The sequence below is a fragment of the Lysobacter firmicutimachus genome (assembly GCF_037027445.1).
GTDB classification, from domain to species: Bacteria; Pseudomonadota; Gammaproteobacteria; order Xanthomonadales; family Xanthomonadaceae; genus Lysobacter; species Lysobacter firmicutimachus.
In genome coordinates this window covers 5139436-5158772 of the sequence record NZ_JBANDL010000002.1, presented here as the reverse complement: position 1 = coordinate 5158772, position 19337 = coordinate 5139436, and the positions used below count along the sequence as shown (strand labels likewise).

Below are 19337 nucleotides of genomic sequence, written 5' to 3'. Positions count from 1 at the left end.
GTTTTGGGCTTAGTCCCACAGACGGCCAAGGGGTCCGCATGCGTTTCAGTCTGCAACGCGAAGTCTTTCTCAAGCCGTTGGCCCAGGTGGTCAATGTCGTCGAACGCCGGCAGACCTTGCCGGTCCTCGCCAACCTGCTCGTCCAGGTCACCGACGGGCAGCTTTCGCTGACCGGTACCGATCTGGAAGTCGAGATGATTTCCAGAGTCGCCGTGGACGACGCGAAGGACGGCGAAACCACGATCCCGGCGCGCAAGCTGTTCGAGATCATTCGCGCCCTGCCCGACGGCAGTAAGGTCACCGTCAGTCAGGCCGCCGAGAAGATCACCGTCCAGGCCGGGCGTTCGCGCTTCACCCTGGCCAGCCTGCCGGCCAACGACTTCCCGTCGATCGATGAGGTCGAAGCCACCGAACGCGTGCGGGTGCCGGAAGCGGCCTTGAAGGAGCTGATCGAACGCACCGCGTTCGCGATGGCCCAGCAGGACGTGCGCTATTACCTCAACGGCCTGCTGTTCGACCTGCGCGAATCCAGCCTGCGCTGCGTCGCCACCGACGGCCATCGCCTGGCCCTGTGCGAAGCCGCGTTCGAAGGCGGTTCGCAGACCAAGCGCCAGATCATCGTGCCGCGCAAGGGCGTGCAGGAACTGCAGCGCCTGCTGGAGGGAGGCGAACGCGAGCTGGAACTGGAAATGGGCCGCGGCCACATCCGGGTCAAGCGCGACGATGTCACCTTCACCAGCAAGCTGATCGACGGCCGCTTCCCCGATTACGAAGCGGTGATCCCGATCGGCGCCGACCGCGAGGTGCGGATCGAGCGCGAAACCCTGCGCGCTTCGCTGCAGCGCGCCGCGATCCTCTCGAACGAGAAGTACCGCGGCGTGCGCATCGAGGTATCGCCGGGCCAGCTCAAGATCAGCGCGCACAATCCGGAACAGGAAGAGGCGCAGGAAGAAGTCGAAGCCGACACCAAGGTCGACGACCTGGCGGTGGGCTTCAACGTCAACTACCTGCTCGACGCTCTCGGCGCCCTGCGCGACGAACACGTGGTCTTGGCCCTGCGCGACGCCAACTCCTCGGCGCTGGTGCGCGAAGCCTCGAACGAGCGTTGCCGCCACGTGGTCATGCCGCTGCGGCTCTGACCCCAGTCGTACCGGAACCGGATTCGTCCGGTTCCACGTGGAACACGAAACGCCCGGCCCCGCGCCGGGCGTTTTCGTTTTGGCCCAGGGACGCGCAGAAAAGCCAAGGACGACGTCAGCGACCGAAGCGCGAAACCATCGCCGGAGGGCGCGCGGCCCAGCCGCGACCCCGGGGGACCCGCAGCCAGTCCAAGGCCTACCTCCCCTCATTGACGCTCGAATTCCCCGCCGGAAAGGCAGCGAAGTCAGTCAGCCTCCAGAGGAACCTGCCCCGCAGCCACTGCCTTGACGCGGCCAGCGGGCAATCCGCCACTGCCGATCCGGCCCGACAAGGGCATGGCGTCCCCCGGCCCGCCAAGCGGGGACGATTCCGCCCCGAGTCCCTGGTTCAGCGGCGTAACCAAGCCGAACAAGCACTTAAGCGACCGTTCCCCCATTCGAACCGCCTCTCAAGCCCCATGCCGACCTGGGCGCTTCGCCGAACCGTCGCCACGGCCCTCTCCGGCCCCGGGCCCGATCTGCCATCATTTCCCGATGCATGTGACCCGCCTGGACGCCCGCGGCTTGCGCCGCTTCGCCGAAGTGAGCCTGTGGCCGGCGCCCGGGATCAACCTGATTACGGGCGAGAACGGCGCGGGCAAGACCAGCCTGCTCGAAGCCCTGCATTTGATGGCCTACGGCCGCAGCTTCCGCGGCCGCGTCCGCGACGGGCTGATCCGGGCGGGCGACCCGGCCCTGGAAGTCTTCGTCGAATGGCAGGAAGCCCGGCGCGAGCAGCGCCGCAAGGCCGGATTGCGCCACAGCGGCCAGGATTGGGTCGGCCGGCTCGACGGCCAGAGCGTGTCCCAGCTCGGCGAGCTCTGCGCCGCCCTGGCCGTGGTCAGCTTCGAACCCGGCAGCCACGCCTTGATCACCGGGCCCGGCGAGATCCGTCGCCGCTACCTGGATTGGGGCTTGTTCCACGTGGAACCGGACTTCACCCCGCTGTGGCGGCGCTACACCCGGGCGCTGAAACAGCGCAATGCCCTGCTCAAGGCCCGCGCCCGCGACGGGCAATTGGACGCCTGGGATCACGAGCTGGCCGAGGCCGGCGAACCGCTGAGCCGGCGACGCCAGCAGTACCTGGACGAGCTGCAACCCCGCTTTTCCGCGTTCGCAGCCGAGTTGGCGCCGGGACTGGGCTCGATTCGCCTGGACTATGCGCCGGGTTGGCGCCGCGATGAGTTTCCCCTGGCCGATGCCCTGCTGTTGGCCCGCGAACGCGACCAGCAGCAGGGCTTCACCTCGGTGGGCCCGCACCGCGCGGACTGGCGGATCGGCTACGGCGCGATCCCCGGCCGCGAGGCCTTGTCGCGCGGCCAGGCCAAGCTGGTGGCGCTGGTCGCTCTGCTGGCCCAAGCCGAGCAGCACGCCCAGGTCCAAGGCGAATGGCCGGTGATCGCCTTGGACGACCTCGCCTCTGAGCTGGACCGCCGCCATCAGCGCCGAGTCCTGGAGCGCCTGATCGCCAGTCAGGCCCAGGTCTTCATTACCGGCACCGAGCCGCCGCCAGCGCTGGCCGACATGGAGGTCGAAGTGGCTCGGTTCCACGTGGAACATGGAACCCTCCGGCCGGAGTGATCCTCGCCGACGTGTGGAACAAGGCAAACCTCCCGGCTGGGTGGTGTTCCACGTGGAACCGTGGGTGCGGGCAAGTCTCCCGCTGTCCGCTGGCCCGGTTCACCCCGCTCCGAGACAAGCCCCGCCATAGGCGCCACTGTCGAATCGTTCGCCCTTGGGGGAGGCGGCGATGCCGGTCCGAGCGCGCTTGTGCCTGCCTCGAACCGTCCGCCGGGATGGCGGCCGGCGCGGGCAGGCCATGCGGATGAGCCGCTTCTGCCCTCGGGCCGGGCCGTATGGGCGGCCGAACCCGGGGGCTGCACCGGTTCGGAGGCCAAGCAGGCGCGAAGCCCGGCGGTACTCGCCAGCCTGGGCCGGGCGAGCCTCGAATACCCCGTCGTCCGCGCGCCGCAGGCCGCATCGATGAGCCGGCCCGGCTGCCTATCCCGGCAACGCCGCCCGTCGCAGGCGGCCGATTGCGGGCGCGATCGGCGCGGTGCGCCGCGGGCGTGTCGCGATGGTTGGCCGAACGCGGACCACCCGCGCCCAATGCGCGGCCCGACCGGGCTGCGCGCCCGCTTCGACCCGCCGCCGCGCGGCCGTGCAATGACAACGCTGCGGCGCGCCTGCTTGCCCGCTCGCCACGGCCGCCGGCCGATTCGGGCCGATCCGATCCGGGCCCGCGCAGCCAAGCTCCAACCGGCGCAGAACCGGCGGCGTCCGCCCGCCCGCCCGAATACTGTCGCGCCTCGGGGGCGTCGCCCGGCGCCCGAAACGGTCCGTGCGCCGCCTCAGTTCGGGGGCTTTCCCGCGCCTGGGACGCGCTGAGAGGCCGCTGCCCCGCGCGGGGCGGGGGACCCAGGGGGCAGGGGGGCGCGAGGTGCTATAATTTCCGCTGGATCCCAATAGCTAATGTCTGGCCGGGCGCCGCTCTCCGACCCCGGCAGCGACAGCCTTTGCAGCCGACTCGAAGCGAATGACCGACGACACTCTCCCGACCCCGCCCTCGACCACGTACGACTCCAGCAAGATCACCGTGCTGCGCGGCCTGGAAGCCGTGCGCAAGCGGCCGGGCATGTACATCGGCGATGTGCACGACGGGACCGGCCTGCACCACATGGTGTTCGAGGTCGTCGACAACGCGATCGACGAAGCCCTGGCCGGGCATGCCGACGATGTCGTGGTGACCCTGCTCGCCGACGGCTCGGTATCGGTCTACGACAACGGCCGCGGCATCCCGGTCGACATCCACAAGGAAGAAGGCGTGTCCGCGGCCGAGGTGATCCTCACCGTGCTGCACGCCGGCGGCAAGTTCGACGACAACAGCTACAAGGTCTCCGGCGGCCTGCACGGCGTCGGCGTGTCGGTGGTCAACGCGCTGTCCGCGCACCTTTGGCTGGACATCTGGCGCGACGGCCATCATCACCAGCAGGAATACGCGCTGGGCGAGCCGGTGTATCCGCTCAAGCAGCTGGAGGCCTCGAGCAAGCGCGGCACGCTGCTGCGTTTCCTGCCGGCGGCGGAAATCTTCACCGACATCGAGTTCCACTACGACATCCTGGCCCGCCGCCTGCGCGAGCTGTCGTTCCTCAATTCCGGCGTCAAGATCACCCTGGTCGACGAGCGCGGCGAAGGCCGCCGCGACGTGTTCCAGTACGAAGGCGGCATCCGCTCCTTCGTCGAGCACCTGGCCCAGGTCAAGACCCCGCTGCACCCGAACGTGATCGCGGTGTCGGGCGAGATGAACGGCATTTCGGTGGAAGTCGCCCTGCAGTGGACCGACGCCTACCAGGAAACGATGTTCTGCTTCACCAACAACATCCCGCAGAAGGACGGCGGCACCCACCTGATTGGGTTCCGCGCCGCCCTCACCCGCACCCTGACCAACTACATCGAGCAGAGCGGCCTGGCCAAGCAGGCCAAGATCGCCCTGTCCGGCGACGACATGCGCGAAGGCATGATCGCGGTGCTGTCGGTCAAGGTGCCGGACCCCAGCTTCTCCTCGCAGACCAAGGAAAAGCTGGTCAGTTCCGAGGTCCGCCCGGTCGTTGAGAGCACGTTCGGTGCACGTTTGGAGGAGTTCCTTCAGGAACACCCCAACGAGGCCCGCGCCATCACCGGCAAGATCATCGACGCCGCCCGCGCGCGCGAGGCCGCGCGCAAGGCGCGCGACCTGACCCGCCGCAAGGGCGCGCTGGACATCGCCGGCCTGCCCGGCAAGCTCGCCGACTGCCAGGAGAAGGACCCGGCGCTCAGCGAACTGTTCATCGTCGAGGGCGACTCCGCAGGCGGCTCGGCCAAGCAGGGGCGCAACCGCAAGACCCAGGCGATCCTGCCGCTCAAGGGCAAGATCCTCAACGTCGAGCGCGCACGCTTCGACCGCATGCTCGGCAGCGCCGAGGTCGGCACCCTGATCACCGCGCTCGGCACCGGCATCGGCAAGGACGAGTACAACCCGGACAAGCTGCGCTACCACCGCATCATCCTGATGACCGACGCCGACGTCGACGGCTCGCACATCCGTACGTTGCTGCTGACCTTCTTCTACCGGCAGATGCCGGAGCTGATCGAGCGCGGCCACATCTACATCGGCCTGCCGCCGCTGTACAAGATCAAGCAGGGCAAGAACGAGATCTACCTCAAGGACGACGCGGCGCTGGACCAGTACCTGGCCGGCAACGCGGTCGAAGGCGCGGCGCTGATCCCGGCCGCGGGCGAACCGCCGATCGAGGGCGCGCAGTTGGAGAAGCTGCTGCTGGCCTACGCCGGCGCACGCGAGGCGATCGCGCGCACCGCGCACCGCTACGACTCCAACGTGCTGCAGGCGCTGGTGGACGCGCCGGCGATCGATTCGCAGCACAATCCCAGCCGCGAAACCCTGGACCGGATCGAAAAGCGCCTCAACGAAAGCGGGCTGGGCAAGCCGCGCTACGCACTGCAGCTGCACGCCGGCGACGACACCCGCCAAGGCGCGTTGGTGATCGTGCGCGACCACATGGGCCAGCAGCTCAAGCAGGTGCTGCCGCTGGCCGCGTTCGAAGGCGGCGAGCTGCGCGCGCTGCGCGAAGCGGCGGCGATGTTGAACGGCCTGGTCCGCGACGGCGCGCAGATCCTGCGCGGCAACCGCGCCCAGCCGGTGGCCAGCTTCGCCGACGCCCAGTCCTGGCTGCTGGACGAGGCCAAGAAGGGCCGCCAGATCCAGCGCTTCAAGGGCCTGGGCGAAATGAACCCCGAACAGCTCTGGGACACCACGGTCAACCCGGAAACCCGCCGACTGCTGCAGGTGCGGATCGAAGACGCGGTCGCGGCGGACCAGATCTTCAGCACCTTGATGGGCGACGTGGTCGAGCCGCGGCGCGAGTTCATCGAGGACAACGCGTTGAAGGTGGCCAATCTCGACGTCTGAGCCCCTGGCCGACGCCTCCGCGCCGGCCCTGTCGACTCCGCCGACCCTGCTCGCCGGGCTCGGCGGCTTCGCGATCGACCTGTTTTTGGCGATCGCCGCCCTGCTCGCCTTTGCCCTGATTGGCGGCGTGGCTTGGACTTTCGTCTTAGGCCTGCAGGGCGTTCCGCCCGATCGGGCCATGCCCGGACCCGGGGCGGCGATCGCGCTGAGTCTGGTCGCGACCGGCCTGGCCGCGGTGCTGGTCTATGCCCTGCGCCGGCCCGCCAGCCGCGCCGAACGCCGCGCCTCGCTGCAGGCTTGGCGAAATCCCTGGACCTACAGCTGGGTCGCTTTGACCGTCATCGCCTGCGTCGGCTTCAGCGCGCTTGTGGGCCTGGCGGCACAGTCGTGGCAGATCGAGATGCGGCCGAGCAATGCCGTGCTCGGCGAGGCGATCCGCAATCATCCGTTGCTGTTGCTGCTGTTCGCCGCGCTGATCGCGCCGGCCTACGAAGAGCTGCTGTTCCGGCGCGTGTTGTTCGGCCGATTGTGGGCCGCCGGCCGCCCCGGGCTCGGCATGGCGCTGAGCTCGCTCGCTTTCGCACTGGTCCACGAACCGCCCGGCCTCGGCGCCAGCCACGGCGTCGGCATGCTGCTGCTGTGGGCCGTGTATGCCTTCATGGGCGCCGCGTTCGCCTGGGTGTACCGGCAAACCGGCAGCCTGTGGACCGCATATGCCGCGCACGTGCTCAACAACCTGATTGCCGGTGCGGCCCTGCTGACGGCCGGCGCCTGAGCGATCCCGCCGTTGACGATCGGTTAATCCGGGCAGGGCTACAAAAGTCCATCGCTACGGGGAATCTTCAATGAAACGCATCCTGCTCGGCCTGTCGATCGCCGCCGTCGTCGCTGCCTGCGCCACCACGACTTCGCCGACCGGGCGCACCCAGCGGGTCGGCGCGGTATCGCAGGAACAGCTCGACCTGATGGGCGCCAAGGCCTTCGCCGAAGCCAAGAGCAAGCAACGCCTCAGCGGCGATGCACGCCAGAACGCCTACGTGCGCTGCGTGGTCAACTCGATCACCCGGCAGTTGCCGCAGGGCTGGCAGGCGAGCTGGGACGTGGCCTTGTTCGTCGACGATTCGCCCAATGCCTTCGCCCTGCCGGGCGGCAAGGTCGGCGTGAACACCGGCATCTTCACCGTCGCGCGCAATCAGGATCAGCTCGCCGCGGTGATCGCGCACGAAATCGGCCACGTGGTTTCGCGCCATCACGACGAGCGCATCACCCGCCAGATGGGCGCGCAGATCGGCCTCGGCGTGCTCGGCGGCCTGGTCGGCGCGCGTTACGGCGAAGGCATGGCCAGCACCGCCAACCAGCTCGGCGGCGCGGCTTTGCAGACCGCCTTCCTGCTGCCGGGTTCGCGCACCCAGGAAACCGAAGCCGACGTGGTCGGCCAGCGATTGATGGCGCAGGCCGGCTACGACCCGCGGCAAGCGGTGAACCTGTGGCAGAACATGATCGCGGCGAGCACCTCGCGCCCGCCGCAATGGCTGTCGACCCATCCCGACCCGCAATCGCGCATCCACGAATTGGGTGCACGCGCGGGCGCCCTGATACCCACCTACGAGCAGGCCCGCGCGGCCGGCCGTACGCCCAAGTGTGGTTGATAAGTATTCGTTATTGACGATTTTTGGCGGCTGGAACCTGTATCGCGCCGGCCCAGGTTTCTGATAGCTTGGCGGCCCCTTGGCCTTGCGCCGTTCCTCCGCGAGGCCCCGGGCCTGCGGCCGCTCAGCCCCTCGAGGTGTGTCATGAACAAGCAAACCAGTCGTCGCAACACCCTGCTCGCCGCCGCCATCGGCGCGGTGCTCGTGTTCGGCGCCGTGTCCCAGGTCAACGCCCAGACCGCCTCCGAGCGCAGCGCCCAGCGCCGCGCCGCCAAGGACAACGAACGCAAGAGCGGCGGTTCGCAGGCCAAGGCCGAAAACAGCTATCCGAACGCGACCCGCACCGCGCCGGAAGCCAAGGCCTCCTCGAAGGGCGGCGCCAAGCTGCAGAAGATGATGGACTTCTACGACAAGGAGAAGTCCACCGAAGCGCGCGCCGCGGCCGACGAGATCCTCGCCAACACCGCGCTCAACGCCTATGAGCGTTCGTTCGCCGCGCAGATCGGCGCGCAGCTGGCCTACGACGCCGACGACAGCAAGGGCGCGATCGCTTACCTCAAGCAGGCGATCGAACTCAATGGCCTGGACAACAACGGCCATTTCAACTCGATGTTCATGATGGCGCAGCTGCAGCTGCAGGAAGACCAGTACGCCGATTCGCTGGCGACCATGGATCGCTTCCTCGCCGAAACCAAGAGCACCAAGCCCGAGCACCTGATCGTCAAGGGCAATGCGCTGTACCGCATGGACCGCTTCGCCGATGCGGCCAAGGTCATCAAGCAGGCCATCGACGGTTCGCCGGAACCCAAGGGCGAATGGCAGCAGCTGCTGATGGCCAGCTACATGGAAAACAACCAGGGCGCCGAAGCGGCCAAGATCGCCGAAGCGCTCGCGGCCAAGAACCCGGGCGACAAGCGCGCGCAGATGAACGTCGCCGCGGTCTACTCGCAGGCCGACCAGCTCGACAAGGCCGCCGCCGTGCTCGAGAAGCTGCGCGCCGCCGGGCAGTTCACCGAAGACAAGGACTACCGCCAGCTCTACGCGACCTACCTGAACCTCGACGGCAAGGAAAAGGAAGCGGCGACGGTGATCAACGAGGGCCTGGAAAAGGGCATCCTCAAGCCGGACTACCAGGCCTACGTGGCCCTGGCCCAGTCCTACTACTTCTCCGAGCAGTCGGCGAAGTCGATCGATGCGTACAAGAAAGCGGCCCCGCTCGCACCGGACGGTGAGACGTACCTGAATCTCGCCCGCGTGCTGTGGCAGGAAGACCGCATTCCCGAGGCCAAGGAAGCCGCCAAGCAGGCGATCGCCAAGGGCGTGAAGAAGCCCGACGACGCCAACAAGATTCTCGCGCTGAAAAGCAAATAATTCGGCGAAGAGATGACCATCCGCGCTTGGAACCTGTGACGCGGTTTGGTATATGCTAGGAGGTTCCCGCGACTGGAAACGGTTGCAGGAACCGAACGATGGCCCGCGGCGCCCCGGCGTCCGGAAACACCTCCCGAGCTGACGGCATGACGCAAGACCTCGAACTCCAAGTTAGGAATGATGACGACCGCGAAGGATTGAACTGGGCACGCATTGCCGGTATCACCTGCGCGATCGCCGTGCATGCCGCGGCGCTCCTGTTGTTGCTGGCCCCAATGACGCCGCCTGCCCAACAGCAGGAGGAAGAGCAGGTGACGATGGTGAACATCATCAAGCCGCCGCCGCCGCCCCCGCCGCCGCCGCCGCCGCCGCCGGAGCCGCCGAAGGAGATCAAGCAGCCCCCGAAGGAGCTGTCTCCGCCGCGCCCGACCCCGACGCCTCCGCCGCCGGATCAGCCGCCGGTCGAGAACCTGGACCCGAGCCCGATCGATCCGCCCGCGCCGCCGCCGGCTCCGCCCGCGCCGCCGCAGGTCGCCAGCGACATCGGTTCCAGCGTCGACCCGTCCTCGCGCCGGTTGAACCCGCCGAAGTACCCGCCGACCGAAGCCCGCCAGGGCGTGGGCGGCACCGTAGTCCTCGTGATCAGCATCGACGCCCAAGGCAACGTGCTGGACGTGCAGGTCGAAAAGTCCAGCCGCAATCGCAATCTGGACCGCGCAGCCATGGATGCCGCCCGCAAGTGGCGCTTCAACCCCGAAGTGCGCAACGGTCAACCGGTCGCCAGCCGCGTCCGCGTACCCGTGGATTTCGTCCCGCCGAACTGATCGGGTTCGGTTGGACAGCTAGTTGTTCGACAGCTAGTCGTTGCGTTAGTTCCACGTAAAACCTTTCTTCCTTTCCACGACATTCAAAGGTAAGCGTCATGCTGCAGCAAACCACCACCGCCGCCGCCGGAGGCTCCAACGCTGAAGCGCTCCAGCAGATGAGCTTTTCGCATCTGTTGCAGAACTTCGACCTCGTCGGCTGGATCGTGTTCATCACGCTCACGCTGATGTCGGTTCTGTCGGTTTACTGGATCGTCATCAATTTCGTTAAGAATCTGCGCCTGCGCGGTTCGTCGGACCGCGTCGTCAGCACGTTCTGGGAAACCCCGAACGCCCAGGACGCGATCCGTTACATGGAAGAGCAGCCGCGCAGCGAGCCGTTCTCCAAGATCGCCCTCGACGCCGCCCAGGCCGCCGCTCACCACCAGCGCCACGAAGGCTCGCGTCTGGTCGAGTCGCTGAACCGCTCGGAGTTCGTCGACCGCGCCCTGCGCCAGGCCGTCACCCGCGAGAGCTCGCGCCTGGAAGCCGGTCTGACCGTGCTCGCCACCGTCGGTTCGACCGCTCCGTTCGTCGGTCTGCTCGGCACCGTGTGGGGCATCTACCACGCCCTGCTGCGTCTGGGCGCCTCGGGCGAGTCCTCGATCCAGGCCGTGGCCGGCCCGGTGGGTGAAGCGCTGATCATGACCGCGATCGGTCTGTTCGTCGCGATCCCGGCCGTGCTCGCCTACAACTTCTTCGTGCGTCTGAACCGTGTCACGAACAACAAGTTCGACACCTTCGCGCACGACCTGCACGACTTCTTCGCTACCGGCTCGCGCGTCGGCGAAGTGGCCGGCAAGCGCTAATAGCACCACCTAGCCTTCTCAATAGCGTAGTTGGAGTTCGGACATGGCCTTTAGTGCAGGCAACGACAGCGGCGGCCCGATGGCCACCATCAACGTCACGCCCCTGGTGGACGTGATGCTGGTGCTGCTGATCATCTTCATGATCACCGCACCGCTGATGACCCATAAGGTCGAAATCAAACTGCCCGAAGCCAATCTCGCCAAGCCCGAGGAGGCGCCGAAGACGCCGCCGATCACCCTGGCCATCCAGGAGAACGGCTCGATCTACTGGAACGACGAGCCCGTCACCATGGATCAGCTGGAAAGCCGTCTTTCGGTCGAAGCGCAGAAGACCCCGCAGCCGCAGATCAACGTCCGCGGCGACCGCACCGCCAAGTACCGCATCGTCAACAGCGTGGTCACGGTGGCGCAGAAGCAGGGCATGCGCAAAGTCGGTTTCGTCGCGATCAAAGAACGCTAATCGGAGACAAGAGACATGGCTTTCAGCAACAACTCCGATAGCGGCGCGATTTCCGACATCAACGTCACCCCGCTGGTCGACGTGCTGTTGGTGCTGCTGATCATCTTCATGGTCACGGCGCCGACGGTGTCCTATCCGATCGACGTCAACCTGCCGCAACCGACGTTGAACCCGCCGCCCCAGACGCAGGAACCGCCGCCGCCGATCTCGCTGCGGATCGACGCGACCGGGACGGTGTTCTGGAACAACAACCCCACGCCGCTGCAGGCGATCCCGGGGATGATGAAGGAAACGGTTCAACGCGATCCCACCAATCAACCTCTGCTAGAAATCGACACCAACGACGATGCCGAATACGGCATCCTCGCCAAGGTGCTGGCTTACGCCAAAAACGCAGACATGAAAAAGATCGGTTTCGTCCAGAAGTAAGCTCTACGCCGAAACCGACGCTTACCGTCGTGAAACGCCGCCCGCTTGGGCGGCGTTTTTTTTTGCGGCGTGGCGACGGCCCGCAACGCCGCCGCCGCTTCCGCGCCACGACGCGCCGCATGTGCGCACCGGCGCAGCGTGCCGAGCGGCACAGGATCGATCGGTAGGCGTTCGCGGTGCCGCGATGTTCCGGGGGCGGGCGGCAGCCCGATCCGGCCGGGCGCTCCGCTCGCGCTCGATCGGAATGAGATCGGCTTGCATTACGCCGTGTGACCGGCCTAACGTAAATGCGGGCAGCCCGCCCAGGATGGAGGTGCATATGGCCGGTTCCGCGTTCTCCGCTTCCGCTTACGCCGGCGATGCGCCGGTCGCCGAAATCAACGTCACCCCCCTGGTCGACGTCATGTTGGTGTTGCTGATCATCTTCATGGTCACCGCGCCGGCGCTGACCGGAAACATCGACCTCGGCCTGCCGGTGCCCGGAGGTACCAGCGTCGAACCTCCGCCCAAGGCCAGCCTGATGGTGCGTCAGGACGGCGGTTTCGAGCTCGACGGCCGCAGCTTGGCCGCGAACGAACTGCCGGCGGCGCTGACGTCGCTGGCGCGCAGTGCGCCGGACACCGTGCTCGAAATCGCGGCCAATGCCGACGCCGACTACCAGAGCTTCGCCCAGGCCCTGTCGGCTGCGCAGGACAGCGGGATCGAGAACATTTCTACGCCGACGCGCTGAGCCCGCGCACCCCCGGTACGCGACGGCCGCCATCGCGCGGCCGTCGTCGTTCGCAGCGATTCGCGGCCTCCCTTGTAGGAGCGGCGTGAGCCGCGACGATCGGAGCGGTCGAATACCACGCAAGCGACCGAAGTCGGGCTGGGCGATGCGGTTGGGGAAAGCACCCATAGGACCGAGCTTCGGTTACGGCGCTTGCGTGCACCGCGGCGGTTGGTCGCGGCTTGCGCCGTTCCTACCCAAGGCGGTTCGCGGCCGCTACAGCGGCCGCAATCAGGCGGCTTCGGCGATCACCCGCAGATACCCGCGCACGGTCGCGTCGAGGCCTTCGTACAAGGCCTCGCCGATCAGAGCGTGGCCGATCGACACCTCGAGCACGTTCGGTACGCCGCGCAGGAAGGCGCCGAGGTTGGCCTGGCTGAGGTCGTGGCCGGCATTGACGCCCAGGCCGGCGGCCTGGGCGCGGCGCGCGGCGGCGGCGAAAGCGGCGACCGCCGATTCGGCGCGACCGTCGGCGTAGGCTTCGGCATACGGACCGGTGTACAGCTCGACCCGGTCGGCGCCGAGCGCGGCGGCCAGTTCGATGCCGGCGCGGTCGGCATCGGCGAACACGCTGACCCGGCAGCCGAGCGCGCGCAGTTCGGCGATGCGCGGACGCAGGGGTTCGGCATCGCGGATGAAGTCGAAACCGTGGTCGGAGGTGAGCTGGTCGTCGCCGTCCGGCACCAGGGTCGCCTGCGCCGGGCGAGTGCGCTCGCACAAGGTCAGCAGGCCCGGATAGCCTTCGCGCGGCGGCGCGAAGGGATTGCCTTCGATGTTGAATTCCACGCCGTACGCGCGGGTCAGTTCGGCTAGCGCGTACACGTCGTCGGCGCGGATATGGCGGGCGTCGGGGCGTGGATGCACGGTGATGCCGTGGGCGCCGGCGTCCAGGCAGGCGCGCGCCGCGCGCACGACGTCGGGTTCCGCGCCGCCGCGCGAGTTGCGCAGCACGGCGATCTTGTTGACGTTGACGCTGAGTACGGTCATGCGCACAGCCTAACCCGCCGGCTGCGTCGCGGCGAGCATCGGCTCGGGAAGTGCGGCGGGATGCGGCGGAGAAACCGCGCGGCGCGGCGCCGGGCCGCGCCGGAACTCAACGCGGCGTGTTTTCCGGCTGCGTGGCCGCGGCGGCCAGCTTGCGCGCTTCGGCCTGCTCGCGCAGGCGGCGCAGCTCGACCGGATCGATGATGACCGAGACGTCGCGGCTGGTGTTGTCCAGGCGCCGCGCCAGCAGGCTCATCACGCCCGCGATCATCAAGCCGAGCGCGGCCAGCAGACTGACCGCGAGGATCGCCGGCGAATTGGTCTTCAGCGCCAGCACGAAGGCGGCGGCGGCCAGCAGCAGATAAACCCAAGGCATTGCGGCGTACTCCCTGACGTAGTCTCCGACTCCGAACCGGTGCGGCGGTCCGGCCGCCCGACCCCGGCCGTGCGGCGACCGGGCGGGTCCAGTTCGAGTGTAGCGCGGGGCGATGGCGGCAGCAGCCGAGCCCGGGCCCGGATGCGACCGGCGGCACAACCGGCTAGAGCAACGGCGACACCAGGCGCGCCAGGGCTTCCGGCAGGCGGGTCCGCCACAGCGAGCGGTTGCGGTCGGCGCGCACTCGCGGCGCCCGCGAGCACTCCTCCTGAATGAGCGCCGCCAGCTCGCCGGCCAGGCCGGCGTTGTAGAACATCACCGAGATCTCGAAGTTCAGGCGGAAGCTGCGGTGGTCGAAATTGGCGCTGCCGACGATCGCGAACTCGTCGTCGCACAACAACGCCTTGGTGTGCAGCATGCGCGGCCCGTACTCGTGGATCTTGACCCCGGCGTCGAGCAGCTCGTCGAAGTAGGAGCGTGCCGCGTAGGTGACCAGGCGGCTGTCGCTGAGCTTGGGCACCAGCAGGCGCACGTCCAGGCCGCCCAACGCGGCCGAGGTCAGGGCCATGCGCGCGGCCTCGCCGGGCACGAAGTATGGCGTCACCAGCCACACCCGCTTGCGCGCGGCATGGATGGCGCCGACGTGGACGCGGTGGATCGCCTCCCACGACGAATCCGGCCCGGAGGTGACCACCTGCGAGGCGATGCCGCCCGGTTGCGGCGCCAGGTGATGCAGGCGCAGCGGCGGCTGGCCGGTGGCGTAGCACCAGTCTTCGGCGAACACCAGTTCCAGCTCGCGCACCACGTCGCCCTCCAGGCGCAGATGCAGGTCGCGGTACGCGTCCTGGCGCAGGCGCTCGTCTTCCTCGTCGGTGATGTTGATGCCGCCGGTGTAGCCGATGCGGCCGTCGATCACCACGATCTTGCGGTGGGTGCGCAGGTTCAGCCACGGCCGGCGCCAGAACCAGCGCAGCTTCATCGGGTGGAACCAGGCCACCTCGGCGCCGGCCTCGATCAGCGGGCGGACGAAGTGGTTGCTGGTCTGGCCCGAGCCGACCGCGTCCAACAGCAGCCGCACCTGGACCCCGGCGCGGGCGCGCTCGACCAACGCGTCGCGCAGCGCCGTGCCGGTACGGTCGGGCTGGTAGATGTAGTACTCCAGATGGATGCGTTCGCGCGCCTGGGCGATGTCCTCGAGCAAGGCGCTGTACTTGGCGCCGCCGTCGATCAGCAGGCGCGCTTCGGTGGCGGTGGTCGGAGGCAGGCCGGTGGTGGCCTGGCTCAGCTTGGCCAGCTCGATCGCTTCCGGCGACGGCGTCAGTCCCGGCGGCGGCGGCGGCAGCGCGGCGCGCGCGCGCACCCGGCGCAGGCGCTGGCGATGGATGCGCTGCGGGCCGAAGAAGTAATAGATCAGGAAACCGATGTAGGGCAGCACGGCCAGACTGATCAACCAGCTGATCGTCGCCACCGGCTCGCGTTTCTGCAGCACGATCCACAGGCTCAGCCAGACCAGGTACACCGCCCAGCCGATCGTCAGATACAGGCCGAGGTGGGGAATGGCGAGCAGGTCTTGCCAAACAGCGGGCAGCAGGTCCAGCACGTTTCGTTACTCCGTCGCAGAGCGGCGCCGCCGATACGGCCGCGAGCGCTAGGCTAGCCCGCGGGCCCCGGCCGGCATAGTCCGCCGGTCTGGTGTTTCGCGGCCGTGACGAGTGCACGCGCTGGCAAAGACCGGTCCTGCTGGGTCGAGTTAGGATGCGGCTTCGCCCGCCAGACCACAGGAAGGACCCCCATGATCCGCCGGCACGTGCTCGCCATCGCCCTGCTCGCCTCGCTTTCCTCGCCGGTGTCCGCCGAAACCCAACCGCGCAGCGTCGACGTGTCGGCCTCGGCCGAGATCAAGGTCGTGCCGGACGTGATCCTGCTCGACGTCGGGGTCGAATCGCGCCATGCCCGGCTCGACCAGGCCAAGCGCAGCAACGACGACAACGTCGCCCAGGCCCTGGCCTTTCTCAAGCGCAGCGGCGTGCCCGACAAGGACGTGCAGACTGACTTCATCAGCATCGAGCCGAGCTACCACTCCGGTTACTCGCTCACGACGCCGCAGGTCTACATCGTGCGCAAGAGCATCGGCATCAAGCTGACCCGGATCGGCGAACTGGAAAACGTGCTGACCGGATTGCTGTCCAGCGGCGTGCAATACATCCACGGCATCGAATTCCGCACCACCCAGCTGCGCAAGCACCGCGATGCCGCGCGCGCGTTGGCGATCCAGGCGGCGAAAGAAAAAGCCGATGCGATGGCCGCCGAACTCGGGGTGCGGCGCGGACCGGTGCTGAACGTGTCGGAGTCGTATGCCGGCGGTTGGTGGCGCAGCAGCAGCCGCTGGGGCGGCGGCATGAGCGGCGGCCAGATGATGCAGAACGTCATGCAGAACAGCGCCGGCGGCGGCGAAACGGGCGACAGCGAAACCCTGTCGGTCGGCCAGATCAGCGTCACCGCTTCGGTCAGCACCCGGTTCGCGATCGAATAAGCCGGTTGCGCGGCGCGGGTGTCCCGGCCTGCCCGCAAGCGCATTCAGCTTGCCGGCGACGCCGCGCTGGAACCGAGCGATCCGATCGTGTCGCGTATCCTGCGACGCCGGCGGCGTAGGCTGCGCGGATGGACTCGGCGCGCAAAACCCTGACCAATCTGCAGCCGGCGGCGATCAAGGGCCGCGGCTCGGCGTCCTACCTCGCCGGCCGCTACGAGGTCCGCACCGCCCACGGCGAGGACGACGGCTGGGGTTCCCTGTACGAGGACGCCGATGCGGTCTCGCGCCCGGACACCCGGGTCAGCGAGGAAACCGCGCGCAGCATCATCAGCCGCAACGACTCGCCCGACATCGCCTTCGGTCAGTCGCTCAATCCTTATCGCGGTTGCGAACACGGCTGCGTGTATTGCTTCGCCCGGCCCTCGCACGCCTACCTGGAACTGTCGCCGGGGCTGGACTTCGAAACCCGGCTGTTCGCCAAGGTCAACGCCGCCGAACGGCTGCAGACCGAACTCGCCCGGCCCGGCTATGTCTGCTCGCCGATCGCGCTGGGCATCAACACCGATTCCTACCAGCCGATCGAGCGCCGCTACCGGATCACCCGCGGCGTGATCGAGGTGCTCGACGCCTGCTCGCATCCCTTCAGCCTGCTGACCAAGAACGCCTCGGTGGTGCGCGATATCGAGGTGCTGGCCTCGATGGCGCAGCGCGGGCTGGTGTCGGTGTACTTCTCGGTGACCACGCTCGACAACCAGCTGTCGGCGCGGATGGAGCCGCGCGCTTCCGCGCCGCATGCGCGGCTCAAGGCCATGCGCACCCTGGCCGAGGCCGGGGTGCCGGTCGGGGTGATGGTCGCGCCGGTGATTCCGACCATCAACGACGGCGAGATCGAACGCATCCTCGAAGCCGCGCATGCGGCGGGCGCGCGCGCCGCCGGCTACGTGCTGCTGCGCCTGCCGCACGAACTCAAGCAGGTCTGGCGCGATTGGCTGCAACTGCACTACCCCGACCGCGCCGCGCACGCGATGAGCCTGATCCAGCAGATGCGCGGCGGCAAGGACTACGACGCCGCCTTCGGCAAGCGCCAGCGCGGCGAAGGGCCGTTCGCGCAACTGATCGCGCAGCGCTTCCGCAAGGCCTGGCGCCGGCACGGCTTCGGCCGCTTGCCGGCGCTGGACACCGCGCAGTTCGTGCCGCCGCGCAAGCCGACGCCGCAGTTGGACCTGTTCTGACCGGTTCGCTGTGGCCGATCCGTCCGCCCATCGATCGCAGCGCGCCGCTCGCGTCGCAGTCCGCCGACGTTACGGTGCGTCGGCGCAGGCCGCCCCGGCGTGCGAGGTCGCCGATTGCGGCGTCGCCTCGTGCGCCGAGGCATCGCCGAGCAGCGCATACGCCCCCCACGCGATCGCCGCGGTGACCGCCGCCAGCAGGTACATCAGCCAGGCGAACGCGCGCTCGTAGCCGTGGCGCAGCGCGGCGGCATCCAGCCCCGGCAGCAGTTCCCGCGCGTGCGCCGCATCGCCGGTGGCCAGGCGTTGCGCGGCCTGGCCCAGCGCCGCGCCGGCGTCGGGCGCGAGCGCCCGTAGCTGCCACTGCAGCAGGCCGGCCAGGGCCGCGGCGACCACGGCGATGGCGATGCCCTCGCCCGAGACCCGGCTGGCGCCGAACACGCCCGCGGCCATGCCGGCGCGCTCCTTCGGTACCACGCTGATCGCCAGGCCGTCCATCAGGCCCCACGGCACCGCCGCGCCGGTGCCGATCAGCAGCAGCGGCGCGACCAGTGCCGCGGCCCCGGCTTGGCCGGCGATCGCGCCGAGCCAGACCAATCCGGCCGCGGCCAGCCACAGGCCGCCGCCGCACAGCACGCCGGCGGCGAGGCGATGGCTCAGCAGCGCCGCCGCGAACGGCACCAGCAGCATCGGCGCCGACAAGGCCATCATCAGCGCGCCGGCCTCGATCGCGCTGTAGCCGTGCAGGCCGATCAAGCGCAGCGGCAAGACGATGATCAGGACCAGATAGGCGAAGCCGGTGCCGATCGGCAGCAACTGCGCGCCGACGAAACGCGGCAGGCGAAACAGGCTGAGGTCGAGCATCGGCCGCGCCGCGCGGGTTTCCACCCGCACGAACAGCGCCAGCAGCGCGAGGGCGCCGATCAGGGCCGCGAGCACCCAGGGATCGGACCAGCCGCGCTCCGGCGCCAGCAGCAGGCCGGTGGTCAGCAGGCTCAGCATCGCGGTCGAACTGAAACAGCCCGGCCAGTCCAGCCCGCGTGCCTCGGGATCGCGCGACTCGCGCATGCGCGGCACGCCGAACGCGCTGGCCAGCACCGCGATGGCGAGGCTGGACAGGAACACCGCCCGCCAGCCCTGGCTTTGCACCAGCCAGCCGGCCAGGCTGGGGCCGAAGGCCAGGCCGATGCCGAACGCGGTGCCGAGCAGGCTGAAGGCGCGGATTCGCGCCGGGCCGTGGAATTCCTGCGACAGCGCCGCGTTGCCGCCGGCCAGCGCCAGTGCCGCGGCCACGCCCTGCAACAGGCGCAGCAGGTTCAGCGCGAGCAGGTTCGGCGCCAGCGCCAGCAGCAGCGACACCAGCGCATAGGCGAGGATGCCGGTGGCGAACGTGCGCTTGCGGCCGTAGGTGTCGGCCAGGGTGCCGGCGGCCATCAGGCAACTGCCGAAGGCAAGCATGAAGGCGTTGGTGATCCAGTTCAGCGCCACCGGGCTGCCGCCGAGTTCGGCGGCGATGGCGGGAATGGCGACCGGCGGGCCGGTGAAACTCAAGGGCAGGACCAGGCCGGCGAGACTGACGGCGCCAAGGACCAGATAGCGGTCCAGGCGCCCGACCGGGCGGTCGGCGGGCAGGGAAACGGACATGGAGGGATCGGCGTGCGGGGCGTTACAGCCTAGGGGCGCCGCAATCGTGGAAAAACCGGCCCGCGATCCTGGCTTTG

At 68.6% G+C, this 19337-nt stretch carries 17 protein-coding genes; 13 read left to right on the top strand and 4 right to left on the bottom strand.

All coding sequences use genetic code 11. The features are described from left to right. Window positions 1-38: 38 nt before the first annotated feature. The 11 genes from dnaN to V2J18_RS22160 all read left to right on the top strand — a co-directional run bounded on the left by dnaN (window position 39) and on the right by V2J18_RS22160 (window position 12455). Window positions 39-1139 (top strand): DNA polymerase III subunit beta, encoded by a 1101-nt coding sequence (gene dnaN / locus V2J18_RS22210; protein WP_064747145.1) that lies wholly within the window; start codon window positions 39-41, stop codon window positions 1137-1139. A gap of 534 nt (window positions 1140-1673) precedes the next feature. Continuing rightward, the gene (gene recF / locus V2J18_RS22205) at window positions 1674-2759 is read left to right on the top strand and encodes a DNA replication/repair protein RecF (protein WP_336132928.1); all 1086 of its coding nucleotides are present in this window, start codon (window positions 1674-1676) and stop codon (window positions 2757-2759) included. A 955-nt stretch (window positions 2760-3714) separates the two neighbouring features. Continuing rightward, on the top strand, window positions 3715-6144 hold the full coding sequence (gene gyrB / locus V2J18_RS22200) for a DNA topoisomerase (ATP-hydrolyzing) subunit B (protein WP_064747143.1): 2430 nt from the start codon (window positions 3715-3717) through the stop codon (window positions 6142-6144). Between the two features lie 178 nt (window positions 6145-6322). Then, window positions 6323-6919, top strand: coding sequence for a CPBP family intramembrane glutamic endopeptidase (locus V2J18_RS22195; protein ID WP_336132926.1), 597 nt, complete (start codon window positions 6323-6325; stop codon window positions 6917-6919). Window positions 6920-6989: 70 nt separating this feature from the next. Then, on the top strand, window positions 6990-7793 hold the full coding sequence (locus V2J18_RS22190; RefSeq protein ID WP_064747141.1) for a M48 family metallopeptidase: 804 nt from the start codon (window positions 6990-6992) through the stop codon (window positions 7791-7793). Between the two features lie 144 nt (window positions 7794-7937). After that, complete coding sequence (locus V2J18_RS22185; RefSeq protein WP_064747140.1) at window positions 7938-9164, top strand: tetratricopeptide repeat protein; 1227 nt, start codon at window positions 7938-7940, stop codon at window positions 9162-9164. 146 nt (window positions 9165-9310) lie between these two features. Continuing rightward, a complete protein-coding gene (locus V2J18_RS22180; RefSeq protein ID WP_336132925.1) occupies window positions 9311-9988 on the top strand; it encodes an energy transducer TonB in 678 nt (225 codons plus the stop codon). A 98-nt stretch (window positions 9989-10086) separates the two neighbouring features. After that, the gene (locus V2J18_RS22175; protein ID WP_064748119.1) at window positions 10087-10836 is read left to right on the top strand and encodes a MotA/TolQ/ExbB proton channel family protein; all 750 of its coding nucleotides are present in this window, start codon (window positions 10087-10089) and stop codon (window positions 10834-10836) included. Window positions 10837-10879: 43 nt separating this feature from the next. After that, the gene (locus V2J18_RS22170) at window positions 10880-11296 is read left to right on the top strand and encodes an ExbD/TolR family protein (RefSeq protein WP_064748120.1); all 417 of its coding nucleotides are present in this window, start codon (window positions 10880-10882) and stop codon (window positions 11294-11296) included. Between the two features lie 15 nt (window positions 11297-11311). Continuing rightward, window positions 11312-11725: an ExbD/TolR family protein gene (locus tag V2J18_RS22165; RefSeq protein ID WP_064748121.1), complete on the top strand. Its 414-nt coding sequence runs from the start codon at window positions 11312-11314 to the stop codon at window positions 11723-11725. A 319-nt stretch (window positions 11726-12044) separates the two neighbouring features. Beyond that, window positions 12045-12455, top strand: a complete 411-nt coding sequence (locus V2J18_RS22160) for an ExbD/TolR family protein (RefSeq protein ID WP_336132924.1) — start codon at window positions 12045-12047, stop codon at window positions 12453-12455. Window positions 12456-12725: 270 nt separating this feature from the next. Here the strand turns inward: V2J18_RS22160 and V2J18_RS22155 are convergent, their stop codons facing one another. The 3 genes from V2J18_RS22155 to cls all read right to left on the bottom strand — a co-directional run bounded on the left by V2J18_RS22155 (window position 12726) and on the right by cls (window position 15454). Further along, complete coding sequence (locus V2J18_RS22155) at window positions 12726-13481, bottom strand: pyridoxine 5'-phosphate synthase (RefSeq protein ID WP_336132923.1); 756 nt, start codon at window positions 13479-13481, stop codon at window positions 12726-12728. Between the two features lie 106 nt (window positions 13482-13587). Next, on the bottom strand, window positions 13588-13854 hold the full coding sequence (locus V2J18_RS22150; RefSeq protein WP_064748124.1) for a hypothetical protein: 267 nt from the start codon (window positions 13852-13854) through the stop codon (window positions 13588-13590). 163 nt (window positions 13855-14017) lie between these two features. Beyond that, window positions 14018-15454 carry a cardiolipin synthase gene (cls, locus tag V2J18_RS22145; protein WP_425606091.1) on the bottom strand — a complete coding sequence of 479 codons (1437 nt, stop codon included), beginning with the start codon at window positions 15452-15454 and terminating at the stop codon, window positions 14018-14020. Between the two features lie 192 nt (window positions 15455-15646). Between cls and V2J18_RS22140 the strand changes: the two genes are divergently transcribed. Both V2J18_RS22140 and V2J18_RS22135 read left to right on the top strand, forming a co-directional pair. Next, window positions 15647-16387 carry an SIMPL domain-containing protein gene (locus V2J18_RS22140; protein WP_336132922.1) on the top strand — a complete coding sequence of 247 codons (741 nt, stop codon included), beginning with the start codon at window positions 15647-15649 and terminating at the stop codon, window positions 16385-16387. A gap of 128 nt (window positions 16388-16515) precedes the next feature. Then, window positions 16516-17619, top strand: coding sequence for a PA0069 family radical SAM protein (locus tag V2J18_RS22135; protein ID WP_336132921.1), 1104 nt, complete (start codon window positions 16516-16518; stop codon window positions 17617-17619). A 69-nt stretch (window positions 17620-17688) separates the two neighbouring features. Here the strand turns inward: V2J18_RS22135 and V2J18_RS22130 are convergent, their stop codons facing one another. Then, on the bottom strand, window positions 17689-19260 hold the full coding sequence (locus tag V2J18_RS22130) for an MFS transporter (RefSeq protein WP_336132920.1): 1572 nt from the start codon (window positions 19258-19260) through the stop codon (window positions 17689-17691). Window positions 19261-19337 lie beyond the last annotated feature (77 nt).

Coding starts and splice junctions, on each gene's coding strand:
- V2J18_RS22135 (WP_336132921.1), top strand. CDS start 16,516: ATGGACTCGGCGCGCAAAACCCTGACCAATCTGCAGCCGGCGGCGATC.
- V2J18_RS22190 (WP_064747141.1), top strand. CDS start 6,990: ATGAAACGCATCCTGCTCGGCCTGTCGATCGCCGCCGTCGTCGCTGCC.
- gyrB (WP_064747143.1), top strand. CDS start 3,715: ATGACCGACGACACTCTCCCGACCCCGCCCTCGACCACGTACGACTCC.
- V2J18_RS22180 (WP_336132925.1), top strand. CDS start 9,311: ATGACGCAAGACCTCGAACTCCAAGTTAGGAATGATGACGACCGCGAA.
- V2J18_RS22170 (WP_064748120.1), top strand. CDS start 10,880: ATGGCCTTTAGTGCAGGCAACGACAGCGGCGGCCCGATGGCCACCATC.
- V2J18_RS22165 (WP_064748121.1), top strand. CDS start 11,312: ATGGCTTTCAGCAACAACTCCGATAGCGGCGCGATTTCCGACATCAAC.
- recF (WP_336132928.1), top strand. CDS start 1,674: ATGCATGTGACCCGCCTGGACGCCCGCGGCTTGCGCCGCTTCGCCGAA.
- V2J18_RS22160 (WP_336132924.1), top strand. CDS start 12,045: ATGGCCGGTTCCGCGTTCTCCGCTTCCGCTTACGCCGGCGATGCGCCG.
- V2J18_RS22175 (WP_064748119.1), top strand. CDS start 10,087: ATGCTGCAGCAAACCACCACCGCCGCCGCCGGAGGCTCCAACGCTGAA.
- dnaN (WP_064747145.1), top strand. CDS start 39: ATGCGTTTCAGTCTGCAACGCGAAGTCTTTCTCAAGCCGTTGGCCCAG.
- V2J18_RS22185 (WP_064747140.1), top strand. CDS start 7,938: ATGAACAAGCAAACCAGTCGTCGCAACACCCTGCTCGCCGCCGCCATC.
- V2J18_RS22155 (WP_336132923.1), bottom strand. CDS start 13,481: ATGACCGTACTCAGCGTCAACGTCAACAAGATCGCCGTGCTGCGCAAC.
- V2J18_RS22140 (WP_336132922.1), top strand. CDS start 15,647: ATGATCCGCCGGCACGTGCTCGCCATCGCCCTGCTCGCCTCGCTTTCC.
- V2J18_RS22150 (WP_064748124.1), bottom strand. CDS start 13,854: ATGCCTTGGGTTTATCTGCTGCTGGCCGCCGCCGCCTTCGTGCTGGCG.
- V2J18_RS22130 (WP_336132920.1), bottom strand. CDS start 19,260: ATGTCCGTTTCCCTGCCCGCCGACCGCCCGGTCGGGCGCCTGGACCGC.
- V2J18_RS22195 (WP_336132926.1), top strand. CDS start 6,323: ATGCCCGGACCCGGGGCGGCGATCGCGCTGAGTCTGGTCGCGACCGGC.